The organism is Sphingomonas sp. (assembly GCF_019746665.1).
In the GTDB taxonomy this organism is placed as follows: Bacteria; Pseudomonadota; Alphaproteobacteria; order Sphingomonadales; family Sphingomonadaceae; genus Sphingomonas.
The window spans coordinates 1-14934 of sequence record NZ_JAIERS010000007.1; the positions used below are offsets into that span (position 1 = coordinate 1).

Sequence of the window (14934 nt, forward strand, 5' to 3'; positions counted from 1 at the left end):
AACCGTCATCTCCAACCTGCTCCGCGTCCTCCGCGCCTCCGCGTGAACCAAAAAAAGCCGGTGCGTCGCGGCACCTGACTCCCAGTAAAGGATCGGCATAAAAGGTTTTCCGGTCAGCCACCTTTCAAATGACCGACTGGGTACGCGCGAGGCGGCTTGAGGGCTGTTTGATCAAGCGGCGGCGGACTCGGTTCGCGCGGAGGCGCGGAGCGCGCGGAGGAGAAGGATCGAAAATCGCGCGCAGCGCCCTTCTCTCAATCTGCGTAAAGGTATCTGCGGCGCAGAAGAAAAACCGTCATCTCCAACCTGCTCCGCGTCCTCCGCGCCTCCGCGTGAACCAAAAAAAGCCGGTGCGTCGCGGCACCTGGCTCCCAGTAAAGGATCGGCATAAAAGGTTTTCCGGTCAGCCACCTTTCAAATGACCGATAGCCATTTGTCGCTATATCGCTTCGCATGCCCGACAATGCCCGCTCCACTTCCCCCGCCGTTCAGGCGCAGCTCGATCGGCTCTGGGCACTGTCGCCGGGCGCGGACATTTTGGGGCTGGAGCGGATTTCCGCGTTGCTCGCTCGATTGGGCGATCCGCAGCACCGGCTGCCGCCCGTGTTCCATGTCGCGGGCACCAACGGCAAGGGTTCGACCTGCGCCTATCTGCGCGCCGGGCTGGAGGCGGCGGGCTACCGCGTGCATGTCTATACCAGCCCTCATCTGGTGCGCTTCAACGAGCGTATCCGCGTCGCGGGGCGATTGATCGCCGACGAGGCGCTCGCCCCGCTGCTCGCGCGGGTGCTCGACGCCGGGGGCGATATCGGCGCGAGCTTCTTCGAGGTGACGACCGCGGCCGCCTTCCTCGCCTTTGCCGAGACGCCCGCGGACGCGTGCGTGATCGAGGTTGGCCTGGGCGGGCGGCTCGACGCGACCAATGTGCTGCGGCCGGTGGTGACCGGGATCGCGCAGCTCGGCATCGATCACCAACAGTTTCTGGGCGACACGATCGAGGCGATCGCCGGGGAGAAGGCCGGCATCGCCCGGGCCGGCGTGCCGCTGGTGACGATGGCCTATCCGCCCCATGTGCGCGCGGTGGTCGAGGCGGTCGCGCGGACGCGAGGCGCACCGGTGCTGATGGAGGGGCGCGACTGGTGGGTGGAGGGCACGCCCCCGCGCTACCGCGACACGGCGGGCGCGCTCACGCTGGCGCCGCCGCGCCTGCCGGGGGCGCATCAGCGCCGCAACCTGGGGCTCGCGACCGCGATGCTGCGCGCGCAAGGCACTCTGCCGCTGCCCGACTCGGCGCTGATCGCGGCGGGGGCGCAAGCGCGCTGGCCGGCGCGGATGCAGCGGCTCGCCGATGGCCCGCTCACCGCGCTGCTGCCGGCGGGGAGCGCGGTCTGGCTCGATGGCGGGCACAACGCCGCCGCCGCCGATGCGGTGCGCGCGGCGATCGTCGAGGCCGGCGGCGATGCGCCGCTGTGGCTGGTGCTCGGGATGCTCGCCAACAAGGACGCGGACGCCATGTTGGCGGCGTTGGCGCCGGTCGCGGCCGGGCTGGTCGCGGTGCCGGTCGAGGGTCACGCGCATCATCCCCCCGCGGCGTTGGCCGAGGCCGGACTGGCGCGGGATTTGAGCGCGTCGACGGCGCCCGGGGTTGGCGCGGCGCTGCACCGGATTGCCGCGCACTGCCCGGGCGGGGCGAATGTGCTCATTCTCGGCTCGCTTTATCTCGCCGGAAGCGTGCTCGCGGCCAATGGCGAACTGCCCGATTGAGCGCGGGTGCGCGCCAAACTGTCTAAGTATTCCCGCCAATTACGCGGCGGCGCGCGCTCCTGCACAAAGCAGGCGAAAGGAGCGCTCATGACGCTGCTCGCCGATCTCGCCGTCCCCAGCCGCCCCCTCCCCCGCGACGCCGGAGGCCGCCTGCTGCTCGCCTCGCTCAGGACTTTGCGCTGGTACGGTATCGAGGACGCGGGGCTCGCTCAGCGCTTTATCATGTTGTTCGGGCGCGATTTTCGTCGTGTGCTGTTCGTCACCCGGATGCTCGCGGAGAAGCTCGCCGAGCAGCCCGGGGTCAAGTTCGGCACCTGCCGCCGCACCCGGATGACCGAGAGCGAAGCGACGCTAATCGCGATCGCCACCCGGCTGCCGAACAACGTCCCCGCCGCCCGACTGCTGCTGGCCGATCTGCTCGGCACGCGCCAGATCGACGGGATGCTCGCCTCGCTCTACGCGGTCAGCGAGGCGTTCGCGGCGCTAGACAAGCCGATCGGCGGATAAGCTAAGCTTAGCGCACGCCCCCTGGCTCCTCGGCGCCCGCGCTGCCGATCGAGGCGTCGACCAGCCCGCTGCGGCTCATCCACCAGAACAGGAACACACCGGGCAGCGCCACGACCGTGGTGAACAGATAAAAGTTCAGATAGCCAAACTGTTCAACGAGCGTCCCGGCGGTAGTGCCGGTGATGATCCGCCCCACAACGCTCGCCGCCGCCGAGATCAGTGCATATTGTGCGGCTGTGTAGCGCAGATCGGTGAGCGCCGAGAAATAGGCGACCACGCACACCCCGCCAACGCCGCTCGCGAAATTCTCAAACCCCTGCGCGCCCGCCATCGCGACATTGTTGTGCCCGACCAGCGCGAGCCCGGCGAAGCTGGCATTCGACACCGCCATCAAGATCAGGCTCAGCAGGACCGACGGTTTGAGCCCAGCCCGCGTGTAGAGCGCGCCACCCGCGAAAATGCCGAGCAAATAGGCCCAGAAGCCGACGCCAACGTCATAGACCGCGATCTCGGTGTTCGAATAGCCGAGGTCGTTATAGAGCAGCCGCACGGTCAGCTGGCCGAGTGTATCGCCGATCTTGTGGACCAGAATGAACAGCAGGATCAGCCACGCCCCGCGCCGGCGAAAGAATTCGACGAACGGCGCGACCGCCGCCGCCTCGATCTCCGCCCAGCCTCGGCGTTCGGCGGGCGGGCGGTGGCGGGTCGGCTCACCGAGCACCAGCCCCACCAGCATCGCTGGCAATGCATAAACCGCGCAAAGGGCATAGCCCCAGTTCCAGCCATAAGTCTGCGCGACAACCAGCGCGGTGGCGCCAGCGGCGACGGAGCCGATCCGCCAGCCATATTGCGACATGCCCGCGCCCACCCCGAGTTGTTCAGGCCGCAGGATCTCGATGCGATAGGCGTCGATCACGATGTCGTATGTGGCGCCGGTAAAGGCGACAAGCAAAGCGGCGACCACGGTTTCCCCAAGGCCGGCGGCTGGATCGACCCGCGCCAGATTCAGCACGGCAAGGGCGGCCAGCGAGCCAGCGAGCACCAGCCAGCTCAACCGTTGCCCCAGGCGCCCAAGCACCGGCAGGCGCACCCCCTCGACCACCCAAGCCCAGAGTGGCTTGAGGTTGTAGATCAGGATAGCGAGCGCGAAGGCCGTGACCGACTTCTTGTCGATCCCCGCCTGTGCCAGTCGCGACGTCAGCGTCGCGCCGATCATCGTGAACGGGAACGCCGACGACACCCCGAGGAAGAACGCCGCCAGCGGCTCGCGCTCGGCATAGGGGCGCATCGGCCCAAGCACCCCGGCGAAGGCGGGCAGGCGTGACAGCCCCGCCAGCCCCAGAATCACGGCAACGAACGCGCCGACCCACCACTCACTCAATCGCTTGCTCCCCGCGCGCTATCCCCTCACACTAGCGCCAAAAGCGGAGAGGAAAAGCCATGAACGACCTCGCCACGCTGCGCCCCACGCCGGCGCAACTGGCGCTCGCCGAGCGGCTTGCGCGCGGTGGCGACGGGGACGAAGCGGCGATGAGTTTCGTTCCGGCATCGGTCTATACCGCGCCCCAACGCTACGCCGCCGAGCAGGCGGCGATCTTTGCGCGCCATCCCCTTGTCATCGCCCCTTCCGCGCTGCTGCCTGAGCCCGGCATGGCGGTGCCGCATGACGGCTTCGGCAAGCCACTCCTGATAACGCGCGACCGCGACGGCTGCGCGCATGTGTTCCTCAACGTCTGCCGCCACCGGGGCACGAGACTGGTCGAAGGCGCGGAGCCGCGGTGCGCCAGCCGCCTGATCTGCCCCTATCACGCCTGGAGCTATGGCCTGGACGGCAAACTGCTCGCCCTGCCCCGTAGCGAGACCTTTCCTGGACTCGACAAGGGCGATTATGCGCTGAAACGGCTGCCAACGCGCGAGGCGGGCGGGCTGATCTGGTTCGCGTTCGATGAGCGCGCCGACTTCACCCTGCCGAACCAGCTCGCCGCCGATTTCGATGCCTTCGCGCTCGGCACGCAGCACCTGTTCCGTCGGCGAACCCACCGGGTCGCGGCGAATTGGAAGCTGATCATGGACGCGTTCCTGGAAAGCTATCACGTCCAGCGGCTGCATTCGGCGACGATCGCGCGCTTCTTCCAGGATGGCGTCGCGACCGCCGACGCGGTCGGCCCGCATCAACGCTCGGCGGTAGGGCGCGCCGCCGACGTGGTCGCGGCGGCGGGGGATGACTGGAGCGCATTGCGGGCAGCGATCACCTATACCTATCAATTGTTCCCGGGCGCGGTGTTGATCGTCAGCCCCGATTATATGAACCTGATGGTGCTGATGCCGCAGGCGGCGGGTGAGGTGCTCGTCGAGGATTTCATGCTGATCCCCGAGCCGCCCCCGACCGATGCCGCGCGTGATCATTGGGAGCGGAGCTGGACGTTGCTCGATGGCCAGGTATTCGCCGGCGAGGATTTTCGCGCCGCCGAACTCGGCCAGCAGGGCCTGGCGGCCGGCGCGATCGACCGGGCGACGCTCGGCACGCTCGAGGGCGGGATCGCGCGCTTCCACGCGGCGGTCGAGGCGGCGCTTACGCCGCCCGGTAAAGGCTGAACCCGCTCGGCAATTTGCGCGGGCGCTCGCCCTCCGCGACTTGGCCGATGGCCTTGATCGCCGCGAGCAGATGGCGCTGGGAATAGGGTTTGGCGAGGCAACCATCCGCGAGCAGCCGCGCCTCGGGCGGGCAGGCGCCGGTCACGAACAGCACGCGGATTCCGGCATCGAACGCGGCACGGGCCACGTCGACACCACTGCCGCCCCCAGCGAGCGCCACATCGACGATCACCAGATCGAGCGGCACGCCGTCCTCGATCAACGCCTCCGCCGCATCGGCGCGATCAATCGTTGCAACGATCTGGAATCCTTCGTCCTCCAGGAAATGCTCGGTATCGAAGGCGATCAACGGCTCGTCCTCGACGATCAGGATCCGCCGCAGCACCGGGGCTTTACGGGCAAACATCATGCAGCTGTCCAACGCCTCCCTCGCGTCCACCCTTCCCATGCGCCATCGCCGCCCGTAAATGGGGATGGGCTTCGGAGCGCCCAAGGGGGCAATAGCTTTTGTGCCGGCTCGAAAAGCGATTATGGGACGGGGCGTGACCAGCAAGCCCTCCTCGCCCGCGCCGGGCCACCGCATCGCCAAATTGCTCGCCCGCGCCGGGGTCGCTTCGCGCCGTGAAATCGAACGGATGATCGCCGACGGGCGGATTGCGCTGAACGGTACGCTGCTCACCACGCCGGCGACGATCCTGCCCTCGCTCGCCGGGATTACGGTGGACGGCCAGCCGGTGTCCGAACCCGCGCCGGCGCGGCTGTTCCTCTACCACAAGCCGGCCGGTCTGCTGGTAACCGAGCGCGATCCGGCTGGGCGGCCCACCATCTATGATCGGCTGCCCAGGGACTTGCCGCGACTGATGCCGGTCGGGCGGCTCGACCTCAACACCGAAGGCTTGCTGCTGCTCACCACCGATGGCGGGCTGAAGCGCCAGCTCGAGCTGCCGGCGACCGGCGTGGAGCGGGCCTATCGCGCCCGGGCCTATGGCCAGGTAAGCCAGGCGCAGCTCGAGGAATTGATCGAGGGCGTGGAGATCGACGGCGTCCGCTACGGGCCGATCGACGCCAACATGGAACGCCGCACCGGCGCCAATCTGTGGATCGAGATGATCCTGACCGAGGGTAAGAATCGTGAGGTGAGGCGCGTGCTCGAACATCTGGGCCTGCAGGTCTCGCGCCTGATCCGCACGCGATATGGTCCTTTCGTGCTCGGCGATCTGGCGCCGGGAGAGATTGGCGAAGTGCGCCAGCATGATCTGGTGAGCTTCCGCCGCGATCCGCGCCAGGGCCCCGGCGCCGAACCGATGGCACTGAAGCCCGCCGCGAGCCGCGCCGCCCGCTCCGTGCCCAAGCCTCCCGTGTCGCGCGACGCCGAGCCCGAGGCGCCGCGCGCCCGGCCGCCGCGAAAGGGGCCAGGCACGGCGCCGCCCGGGGCGAAGCCACGCGGAGCAAAGCCCCAGCGAGCAACCCCCTCCGCCGCGACCGAAGCGCGCAGCGCACCCCGCCCTCGCCCGCGCAAGAGCGGCAAGCTCAGCCTCGTCACCGCTGGCGAGGCGCGCGAAATCGCGCGGCGTGACCGCCCCGCTCGCCCCGGTCCCGTTCGTCCTGCCCCTGCCAAACCGCGCGGTCGCCCCAACGCGCGACCGCCAAGGGGCGCGCGTTGATGCGTGTCATCGCCGGCACTTGGCGGGGGCGGCCGCTGATCGCCCCCAGCGGTGCCGCAACCCGCCCGACTGCGGACCGCGTGCGCGAGGCGCTGTTTTCGATGCTCACCAGCCGGCTCGGCGGGTTCGAGGGGCTTGCCGTGGCCGACCTATTCGCGGGATCGGGCGCGCTTGGGATAGAGGCGCTCTCCAGGGGTGCCGCCAGCTGCCTGTTCGTCGAGCAGGACCGCGCCGCGATGGATGCTTTGCGCGCGAATCTGGCTAAACTGGGCGCCACGGCCGATGTCCGCACGGCCTCGGTGCTCGCGCTCGGCCCTGCTCCGGCGCCGCTGGACCTATTGCTGCTCGATCCACCCTACGGCTCGGGCGCGGGCGCCGTGGCGCTCGACAAGCTCGCCCGGCTCGGCTGGATCGGTCCGCAAAGCTGGGTGAGCGTGGAAACCGCGTTCAACGAGGCAGTCCGCGTCACTGGCTTTGTGATCGATGCCGAGCGCGTCCACGGCAAGGCGCGGCTAACGCTGTTGCGACGCGAATAAAGCGCTACGTTTCAACGCCTTCCTGTCGCACCACCATCAGGATTGGCAGCTCAGTGGCCGATCCCGACCGAGTTTCATTCGAGCCAAAGTCGCGCGCTGTTATTCAACGCGCGCACGCGAACGCCCGAGCGCGTCTGCTCAAATGAACTCGATTTTCGATACCAGATAATAACGATCGCCCGACGGCACCGTGACCTCGACTTCGTCTTCCACCCGACGCCCGATAAGCGCGCGCCCCAGCGGCGAGTTGTAGCTGATGCGGCCCGCGCTCGCATCCGCCTCGGTCTGGCCGACGATCTGATAGCGCACCGGTTTGTCGTCCTCGTCGAGCAACGTCACCGTCGCACCGAACACCACCTTTTCGCCCGAAAGCGTGGTTGGGTCGATGATCTGGGCGCGGCTCAGCTTGTCCTCGATGTCGGCGATCTGCGCCTCGATCTGGCCCTGGCGCTCCTTGGCGGCGTGATATTCGGCGTTTTCAGAGAGATCGCCATGCGCGCGCGCTTCCTCGATCGCATCGACGATCAGCGGTCGCTCTTCCTTCAGCCGCCTGAGTTCCACGGTCAGCTTGTCATAGCCTTCCGCCAGCATCGGCATTTTTTCGACCGTGGCCATCCTTACGCGTCCTCTAAACCCTGAACCTCAAGCGCGCCGCGCTCGGCTCGCCCGCACCATCGCCAAATTGTCGGAATCAAATGTGCGAACGATCATAATAGGCTTGGAGCGGCTTCACTTCAAGCGGGCGTCGGGCGAGCGCCGCGATGGCCTGTGCTGCTTCCACGCTCGCCGGGGCTGTGGTGAAGTAAGGGAGCTTCTGCGCGAGCGCCGACGCGCGGATGGACTTGGATTCCTTCAGCGATTGATAGCCCTCGGTCGTGTTGAAGATCAGCGCGATTTCGCCGTCCTTGATCCGGTCGACAATGTGCGGACGCCCTTGACCGACCTTGTTCACCCGCTCGACCGCGAGGCCCTGGCCTTCCAGGAACGCGGCGGTGCCGCCGGTCGCGACAATCGTGAAGCCCAGCTCAATCAGCGTGCGGATCGCCGGCACGATCACCGGCTTGTCGCTGTCCTTCACCGAGACGAACACGGTGCCGCTCCCAGGCAACACAGTGCCTGCTCCCAGTTGCGCCTTTCCGAACGCGGTCGCGAAATCGGGCGCGATCCCCATCACTTCGCCAGTCGATTTCATTTCCGGTGAGAGGACCGGATCAACTCCCGGGAAACGATTGAAGGGGAACACCGCCTCTTTTACCGCGAAATAATCGATCGCGCGGTCGACCGACGGCAGATCGGCAAGCTTTTCCCCTGCCATCACGCGCGCGGCGATTTTCGCGATCGGCGTGCCGATCGCCTTCGCGACGAAAGGCACGGTACGGCTGGCGCGCGGGTTCACCTCGATCAGATAGACGAGCCCGTCCTTGACCGCGAACTGGATGTTCATCAGCCCCTTCACCGACAGGGCCTTCGCGAGCGCCTTCGTCTGGCGCTCGATCTCGGCGACGACAGCGACTGGCAGCGAATAGGGCGGGATCGAGCAGGCGCTGTCGCCCGAATGGACCCCGGCTTCCTCGATATGCTGCAGGATGCCCGCGACGACGACCTGCTTGCCGTCCGAAATCGCATCGACATCGACCTCGATGGCGTCGCGCAGATACTGGTCGATAAGCACGGGTGACTCGCCCGATACCTGCACCGCCGTCTGGATATAATCGTCGAGCTGGGCGAGTGAATCGACGATCTCCATCGCGCGACCGCCCAGCACATAGCTGGGGCGCATAAGCACCGGATAGCCGATCCGGCCCGCCACCGCCGCCGCCTCGTCCCGGCTGCGGGCGATGCCGTTCGCGGGCTGGCGCAGCCCGAGCTTGGTGATCATCGCCGCGAAGCGCTCACGGTCCTCGGCCAGATCGATCGCGTCGGGGCTGGTGCCGAGGATCGGGATACCCGCATCCTCGAGCGCCTGCGCCAGATTGAGCGGCGTCTGGCCGCCGAACTGGACGATCACGCCCACCAGCTCGCCGCGCGACTTCTCGATCTCCAGAATCTCCAGCACGTCCTCGGCGGTCAACGGCTCGAAATAGAGCCGATCCGAAGTGTCGTAATCAGTGGAGACGGTCTCCGGGTTGCAGTTGACCATGATCGTCTCGAACCCGGCATCCGCCAGCGCGAAACAGGCATGGCAGCAGCAATAGTCGAACTCGATCCCCTGCCCGATCCGGTTCGGCCCGCCCCCCAGGATCACGATCTTGCGCGCGTCACTGGGATCGCTTTCATTCTCGGGCGCGCCGAAGCTGGGGGCTTCATATGTCGAATACATATACGGCGTCTTGGCGTCGAACTCGGCAGCGCAGGTGTCGATGCGCTTGAACACAGGCCGCACGCCCAGCTTGTGGCGCAGCGCGCGGACTTCCTCTTCGGTCACCCCGCCGGCAAGCGCCTTCACCGCTTCATGCACCAGCCCGCCCGCACGGGCGATGCCGCGCGCCATGCCGCCGCGGATATTCACCGATTTGAGCGCGAGCCAGGCGAGACGCTTGTCGGAAAAGCCCATCGCCTTCAGCCGCCGCATTCCCGCCGCGTCGCGCGGCAGGCCCTGGTCGATCACCGTCTGTTCAGCGGCGACGATCTCGGCGATCCGTTCCAGGAACCAGGGATCGTACTTGGCGATCGCATGGACCTCGGCAACGCTGAACCCCTCGCGCAGCGCTTGCGCGGCGACAAGCAAGCGATCGGGCGTGGCCCGGGCGAGCGCCGCCTCGATCTCCGCCCGGCTCGCGCCGACCAACGCATCGACCTGGTTGAAACCCGACAGTCCCGTTTCCAGCCCGCGCAGTGCCTTCTGCATGGACTCGTGGATGTTGCGCCCGATCGCCATCACCTCGCCGACCGATTTCATGGCGGTGGACAGCAAAGGCTCGGCGCCCTTGAACTTTTCGAACGCGAAGCGCGGGATCTTGGTGACGACATAGTCGATCGTCGGCTCGAACGAGGCTGGGGTCGCCCCGGTAATGTCGTTCATGATCTCGTCGAGCGTGTAGCCGACCGCCAGCTTCGCAGCGACCTTGGCGATCGGGAAGCCGGTCGCCTTAGAGGCGAGCGCCGAGGAGCGGCTGACGCGCGGGTTCATTTCGATAACGATCAACCGGCCATCCTTGGGATTGACCGCGAACTGAACGTTCGAACCCCCTGTTTCCACGCCAATTTCGCGCAGCACCGCGATGCTGGCGTTGCGCATGATCTGATATTCCTTGTCGGTCAGCGTCAGCGCCGGGGCGACAGTGATGCTGTCCCCAGTATGCACCCCCATCGGATCGACATTCTCGATTGAGCAGATGATGATGGCGTTGTCGTTGCGATCGCGCACGACCTCCATCTCATATTCTTTCCAGCCGAGCAGCGACTCCTCGATCAGCACTTCGTTCGTCGGGCTGGCATCGAGCCCCTTGCGGACAATTTCTTCGAACTCCTCGCGATTATAAGCCACGCCGCCGCCGGTGCCGCCGAGCGTGAAGCTGGGGCGGATGATCGCGGGCAGCCCGACCTTGTCGAGCCCAGCGAACGCCTCCTCCAGGCTGTGCGCGATCGCCGAGCGGGCGGATTCGAGGCCGATCTTGTCCATCGCCAGGCGGAATTTCTGGCGATCCTCGGCCTTGTCGATCGCCTCGGCATCGGCGCCGACCATCTTGACGCCGAACTTCTCGAGCGTGCCATCGCGGAACAGCGCGAGCGCGGTGTTGAGCGCGGTCTGCCCGCCCATCGTCGGCAGCACCGCATCGGGCCGCTCCGCCTCGATGATCTTGGCGACGACCGCTGGCGTGATCGGCTCGACATAGGTCGCGTCGGCGAGGTCGGGATCGGTCATGATCGTCGCCGGGTTCGAATTGACCAGGACGATGCGATAGCCTTCCTCTTTCAGCGCCTTGATCGCCTGCGTGCCCGAGTAATCGAACTCGCACGCCTGGCCGATGACAATCGGCCCGGCGCCGATGACGAGGATGGAGGAGATGTCAGTGCGTTTGGGCATTAGAAGTGCTCACGTCCTAATTCGACGAATTTCTCAAATGCAGCTTTATCGAGACGGATAGTCTGAGAAAGCTTACGCGGCACTTCGCGCGTCTCACGTCCATATTTGTCTATTTGGATGAATTTTTCGATCCCGTAGTTTACCAGACGAACCACGGCAAGTTCTACCTGGTCATGTGGGCGAGCGTTGTCGAGATATTCGACTTCAAATGTCCTTACGGTTGCCATCAACGCAGCCCCATCATCCCCACGAACCGCTCGAACAAATACAAGCTATCCTGCGGCCCCGGGCTCGCCTCGGGGTGGTACTGCACGCTGAACGCTGGCTTATCGGCAAGTTCCAACCCGGCGTTCGAGCCGTCGAACAGCGAGACATGCGTTTCGCGCACGCCCTCGGGCAGGCTCTCGCGCTCGACCGCGAAGCCGTGGTTCATGCTCGTGATCTCGACAACCCCGTCCTCCAGCCGCTTGACCGGATGGTTGGCGCCGCGATGGCCCTGGTGCATCTTCACCGTCCGCGCGCCCACCGCGAGCGCGAGCAGCTGGTGGCCCAGACAGATGCCGAACAGCGGCTTGCCTGTCTCAAGCATCTGCCGGATCACCGGCACGGCGTACTCGCCGGTCGCTGACGGGTCACCGGGGCCGTTCGAGAGGAAGAAGCCGTCGGGCTCGAGCGCCATCACATCGGCGAAGCTCGCGGTCGCGGGCAGCACAGTCACGCGCGCGCCGGCCTGGACCAAGTTTCGGAAAATGTTACGTTTCGAGCCATAATCGATCGCGACGACGTGCGGACGGTTGGTGTCGGCTTCACCCGCCTCAGCAGTTGCCCCCGGCAGCGCCGCGCTCTCGTCATAGCCCGCGCCCAGCCGCCAGATGCCGCCGGCCCAGCCAAAATGGGTGGCGCACGACACGTCCTTGGCGAGGTCCATCCCCTCCAGCCCCGGCCACGCGCGCGCCATCGCGAGCAGCGCGGGGAGATCGAAGCTGCCGGTGCGGCTATGCGCGATCACCCCATTGGGGGCGCCGGCGCCGCGGATGCGCTTCGTCAGCGCGCGCGTGTCGATGCCCGAAAGCCCGATCCGGCCATGCTTCTCCATCCATGCGTCAAGCCGTTCCACCGAGCGGAAGTTGCTCGGCTCGGTCACGGCCTCGCGCACGATCATGCCGAGCGCGTGGGGGGCGTCCGCCTCGATATCCTCGGGGTTGGCGCCAACATTGCCGATGTGGGGGAAGGTGAAGGTGATGATCTGCCCGGCGAAGCTCGGGTCTGTCATGATTTCCTGATAGCCCGTCATCGCGGTGTGGAAGCACACCTCGCCCACCGCCTCGCCTTGCGCGCCGAAGCCATGGCCCCAGATCACTCTACCGTCCGCCAGCACGAGCACGCCGGTCGCCCCCTCGGGCGGGGTCGCGGGCACGAGCGAGGGTTTGGCGTCGGCCATGCGGGCGGGCACTCCAATCGGGGTTGTGGCGATGTCGCTAAGGCGCCGTCGCTAGTTCCCCGGGCGGCGGGCGTCAATCTGTTAAACCCCCGGTGTTGGCGCTAGGCTTGCGATTCACACGCAAAAGGAACGAGGCATGATTCGCGACGACATCAAGGCGGCGCTGGTGGCGGCGATGAAGGGCGGCGACAAGTCGACGACCGCGGCGATCCGGCTGATCCAGAGCGAGATCAAGAACCGCGACATCGAGGCGCGCACCGGCGGCGCGCCCGCCGACGACGACGCACTGGTGGTCGAGGTGTTGCAGAAAATGGTCAAGAAGCGCCGCGAATCGATCGAGATGTACGAGAAGGGCGGCCGCCAGGAACTCGCCGACGCCGAAGCGGGCGAAGTCGCGGTGATCGAGCGGTTCCTGCCCAAGGCGCTGAGCGACGACGAAACCCGCGCCGCGATCGACGCGATCAAGGCCGAGATCGGCGCTGCCGGCATGAAGGACATGGGCCGGTTGATGGCCGAACTGAAGGCGCGCCATGGCACGCAGCTCGACATGAGCAAGGCGAGCGGGCTGGTGAAGGCGGCGCTGGCGGGGTGAGCCTCTCCCCCCAATTTCTTGACGAACTCCGCGCCCGCACCACGCTCTCGACGCTGATCGCCAAGAGCGTGAAACTCACGCGCGCGGGCCGGGAGTTCAAGGGCTGCTGCCCGTTCCACCAGGAGAAGACGCCCAGCTTCTATGTTAATGACGACAAAGGCTTTTATCACTGCTTCGGTTGCTCGGCACATGGCGATGCGATCCGCTGGCTGACCGACCAGCGCGGCCTGGCCTTCATGGACGCGGTGAAAGAACTCGCGCAGGCGGCGGGGCTCGACCTGCCCGCCCCAGATCCACGCGCCGCCGCCCGGGCCGAGCGCGCCAAGGGGCTGCACGAGGCGATGGCCGACGCCGCGCGCTGGTTCGCGGAGCAGCTGAACGGCATCGAGGGTGCCGAGGCGCGCGCGCTGCTCGACAAGCGCCGGATCAGCCCGGAGACGGCGCGCGCCTTCAGCCTGGGTTTCGCGCCCGACGCGCGCGGCAAATTGCGGGCGGCGCTCAAGGACTATGGCGACGCGCTACTGGTCGAGGCCGGGCTGCTGATCCAGGTTGAGGACAAGGAGCCCTATGATCGCTTCCGCGGCCGGCTGATGATCCCCATCCGCGACACGCGCGGGCGGGTGATTGCGTTCGGGGGCCGCGTGATCGGCGCGGGTGAGCCTAAATATCTGAATTCGCCCGATACGCCGCTGTTCGACAAGGGCCGCACGCTCTACAATCTCGACCGTGCCGCACCCGCCGCGCGCAAGGCGGGGCGGCTGATCGTGGTTGAGGGTTATCTCGATGTGATCGCGCTCGCCCAGGCGGGGATCGAGGAGGCGGTCGCCCCGCTCGGCACCGCGCTTACCGAGATGCAGCTGGAGCTGCTCTGGCGCCACGTGGATGTGCCGCTCGTCTGCCTCGACGGCGACAGCGCGGGGCAGAAAGCCGCGATCCGGGCGGCGCAGCGGGCGGTGGCGAAGCTCGCGCCGGGCAAGTCGCTCGCGTTCGTGACGCTGCCCGACGGCAAGGATCCTGACGATCTGGTGCGCGAGGGTGGCGCCCCGGCCTTCGCCGCCGCGACCCAAACGACCCGCCCCCTGATCCGCGTTTTGTACGATGCGGAGCGCTCCCAGACCCGTCCCGAGACGCCCGAGGGCCGTGCCGCGCTGCGCCAGCGCATTCAAATGCTCGCCGGGGCAGTCCCGGACAGTCTCGTGCAATATGAATATCGCCGCGCGCTCAACGATCTGTTCTTCGAGGAGTTCGGTTGGAAGCGGCAGGAGCGCCGCGCGATCGGCGAGGCGATCGTCGCGACCGGCCCCGGCGGGCGGCGCGATCTGTATCAACAGTTCACCCGTTCGGCGCTCTATGGCCTGTCGCGCTTTCCGCAGGCGCTCGGCGCGGTGCTCGAGCCGATCAGCCTGCTGCCCATCCGCCACGAGGAATTGCTGCCCTGGCGAGAAACGCTCGTCGAAGCGGTGATTCAGCGCCCGGGTCTTGATGAAGACGCGGTCCAATCCATATTGAGGGCCAACCGGCTCAAGCCCCAATCCCGGATCGACATGCAATCCGACCTGCGCTTCCGTTGGCACGTCCAGCCTGACGAGGCGGTGCGGATGATCGGATCGCTTGTCGAGTTCCTGCACGAGGAACAGGAGCTGCTGGCCGAATTGGACGCGGTGACGAAGCGGATCAACGATGATCCCAGTCTGGCGGCCTATGACGAGTTGGAGCAGAGGCGCGCGGCCTTGCGTTCTAGGTATAGGGCGTTGCACGAATCGGCTTATCTAGCCGGCAACGCCGGGGGCGAATCGGAGTTGGGTTGA

The 14934-nt window shown here is 66.8% G+C and carries 13 protein-coding genes; 7 read left to right on the forward strand and 6 right to left on the reverse strand.

From position 1 onward, the window contains the following. Positions 1-453: 453 nt before the first annotated feature. Positions 454-1764, forward strand: a complete 1311-nt coding sequence (locus tag K2X73_RS06330; RefSeq protein WP_294109314.1) for a folylpolyglutamate synthase/dihydrofolate synthase family protein — start codon at positions 454-456, stop codon at positions 1762-1764. A gap of 87 nt (positions 1765-1851) precedes the next feature. Then, positions 1852-2271, forward strand: coding sequence for a hypothetical protein (locus K2X73_RS06335; protein ID WP_294109315.1), 420 nt, complete (start codon positions 1852-1854; stop codon positions 2269-2271). 7 nt (positions 2272-2278) lie between these two features. Here the strand turns inward: K2X73_RS06335 and K2X73_RS06340 are convergent, their stop codons facing one another. Continuing rightward, positions 2279-3559, reverse strand: coding sequence for an MFS transporter (locus K2X73_RS06340; protein WP_294109473.1), 1281 nt, complete (start codon positions 3557-3559; stop codon positions 2279-2281). 152 nt (positions 3560-3711) lie between these two features. Here K2X73_RS06340 and K2X73_RS06345 point away from each other — a divergent pair, with 152 nt between their 5' ends. After that, a complete protein-coding gene (locus K2X73_RS06345; protein ID WP_294109316.1) occupies positions 3712-4866 on the forward strand; it encodes an aromatic ring-hydroxylating dioxygenase subunit alpha in 1155 nt (384 codons plus the stop codon). Here the strand turns inward: K2X73_RS06345 and K2X73_RS06350 are convergent. Then, entirely contained in the window at positions 4844-5275 is a 432-nt protein-coding gene (locus tag K2X73_RS06350) for a response regulator (protein ID WP_294109317.1), read from the reverse strand. The two genes, K2X73_RS06345 and K2X73_RS06350, sit on opposite strands and share 23 nt — an antisense overlap. Before the next feature lie 133 nt (positions 5276-5408). On the opposite strand from K2X73_RS06350, the gene K2X73_RS06355 reads away from it, so the two are divergent. Continuing rightward, the gene (locus K2X73_RS06355) at positions 5409-6530 is read left to right on the forward strand and encodes a pseudouridine synthase (protein ID WP_294109318.1); all 1122 of its coding nucleotides are present in this window, start codon (positions 5409-5411) and stop codon (positions 6528-6530) included. After that, positions 6530-7066 carry a 16S rRNA (guanine(966)-N(2))-methyltransferase RsmD gene (gene rsmD, locus K2X73_RS06360; RefSeq protein WP_294109320.1) on the forward strand — a complete coding sequence of 179 codons (537 nt, stop codon included), beginning with the start codon at positions 6530-6532 and terminating at the stop codon, positions 7064-7066. Before K2X73_RS06355 ends, rsmD begins: the two co-directional genes overlap by 1 nt. A gap of 138 nt (positions 7067-7204) precedes the next feature. Here rsmD and greA read toward each other — a convergent pair whose 3' ends face one another. The 4 genes from greA to carA form a co-directional block, all read right to left on the reverse strand. Beyond that, positions 7205-7681, reverse strand: a complete 477-nt coding sequence (gene greA / locus K2X73_RS06365) for a transcription elongation factor GreA (protein ID WP_294109321.1) — start codon at positions 7679-7681, stop codon at positions 7205-7207. A gap of 76 nt (positions 7682-7757) precedes the next feature. After that, complete coding sequence (gene carB / locus K2X73_RS06370; RefSeq protein WP_294109322.1) at positions 7758-11093, reverse strand: carbamoyl-phosphate synthase large subunit; 3336 nt, start codon at positions 11091-11093, stop codon at positions 7758-7760. Then, positions 11093-11320, reverse strand: coding sequence for a hypothetical protein (locus K2X73_RS06375; protein WP_294109323.1), 228 nt, complete (start codon positions 11318-11320; stop codon positions 11093-11095). Before K2X73_RS06375 ends, carB begins: the two co-directional genes overlap by 1 nt. Further along, positions 11320-12534 (reverse strand): glutamine-hydrolyzing carbamoyl-phosphate synthase small subunit, encoded by a 1215-nt coding sequence (gene carA / locus K2X73_RS06380; protein ID WP_294109324.1) that lies wholly within the window; start codon positions 12532-12534, stop codon positions 11320-11322. The genes K2X73_RS06375 and carA overlap by 1 nt, the downstream gene beginning before the upstream one ends. Positions 12535-12670: 136 nt before the next feature. On the opposite strand from carA, the gene K2X73_RS06385 reads away from it, so the two are divergent. Together K2X73_RS06385 and dnaG are read left to right on the forward strand one after the other, a co-directional pair. Further along, positions 12671-13126 carry a GatB/YqeY domain-containing protein gene (locus K2X73_RS06385; RefSeq protein ID WP_294109325.1) on the forward strand — a complete coding sequence of 152 codons (456 nt, stop codon included), beginning with the start codon at positions 12671-12673 and terminating at the stop codon, positions 13124-13126. Then, entirely contained in the window at positions 13123-14934 is a 1812-nt protein-coding gene (gene dnaG, locus K2X73_RS06390) for a DNA primase (RefSeq protein ID WP_294109326.1), read from the forward strand. Before K2X73_RS06385 ends, dnaG begins: the two co-directional genes overlap by 4 nt.

Excerpts from the sequence above, each read along its gene's own strand:
- K2X73_RS06330 (WP_294109314.1), top strand. The coding sequence starts at position 454 with ATGCCCGACAATGCCCGCTCCACTTCCCCCGCCGTTCAGGCGCAGCTC.
- K2X73_RS06335 (WP_294109315.1), top strand. The coding sequence starts at position 1,852 with ATGACGCTGCTCGCCGATCTCGCCGTCCCCAGCCGCCCCCTCCCCCGC.
- K2X73_RS06340 (WP_294109473.1), bottom strand. The coding sequence starts at position 3,559 with ATGCGCCCCTATGCCGAGCGCGAGCCGCTGGCGGCGTTCTTCCTCGGG.
- K2X73_RS06345 (WP_294109316.1), top strand. The coding sequence starts at position 3,712 with ATGAACGACCTCGCCACGCTGCGCCCCACGCCGGCGCAACTGGCGCTC.
- K2X73_RS06350 (WP_294109317.1), bottom strand. The coding sequence starts at position 5,275 with ATGATGTTTGCCCGTAAAGCCCCGGTGCTGCGGCGGATCCTGATCGTC.
- rsmD (WP_294109320.1), top strand. The coding sequence starts at position 6,530 with ATGCGTGTCATCGCCGGCACTTGGCGGGGGCGGCCGCTGATCGCCCCC.
- greA (WP_294109321.1), bottom strand. The coding sequence starts at position 7,681 with ATGGCCACGGTCGAAAAAATGCCGATGCTGGCGGAAGGCTATGACAAG.
- carB (WP_294109322.1), bottom strand. The coding sequence starts at position 11,093 with ATGCCCAAACGCACTGACATCTCCTCCATCCTCGTCATCGGCGCCGGG.
- K2X73_RS06375 (WP_294109323.1), bottom strand. The coding sequence starts at position 11,320 with ATGGCAACCGTAAGGACATTTGAAGTCGAATATCTCGACAACGCTCGC.
- carA (WP_294109324.1), bottom strand. The coding sequence starts at position 12,534 with ATGGCCGACGCCAAACCCTCGCTCGTGCCCGCGACCCCGCCCGAGGGG.
- K2X73_RS06385 (WP_294109325.1), top strand. The coding sequence starts at position 12,671 with ATGATTCGCGACGACATCAAGGCGGCGCTGGTGGCGGCGATGAAGGGC.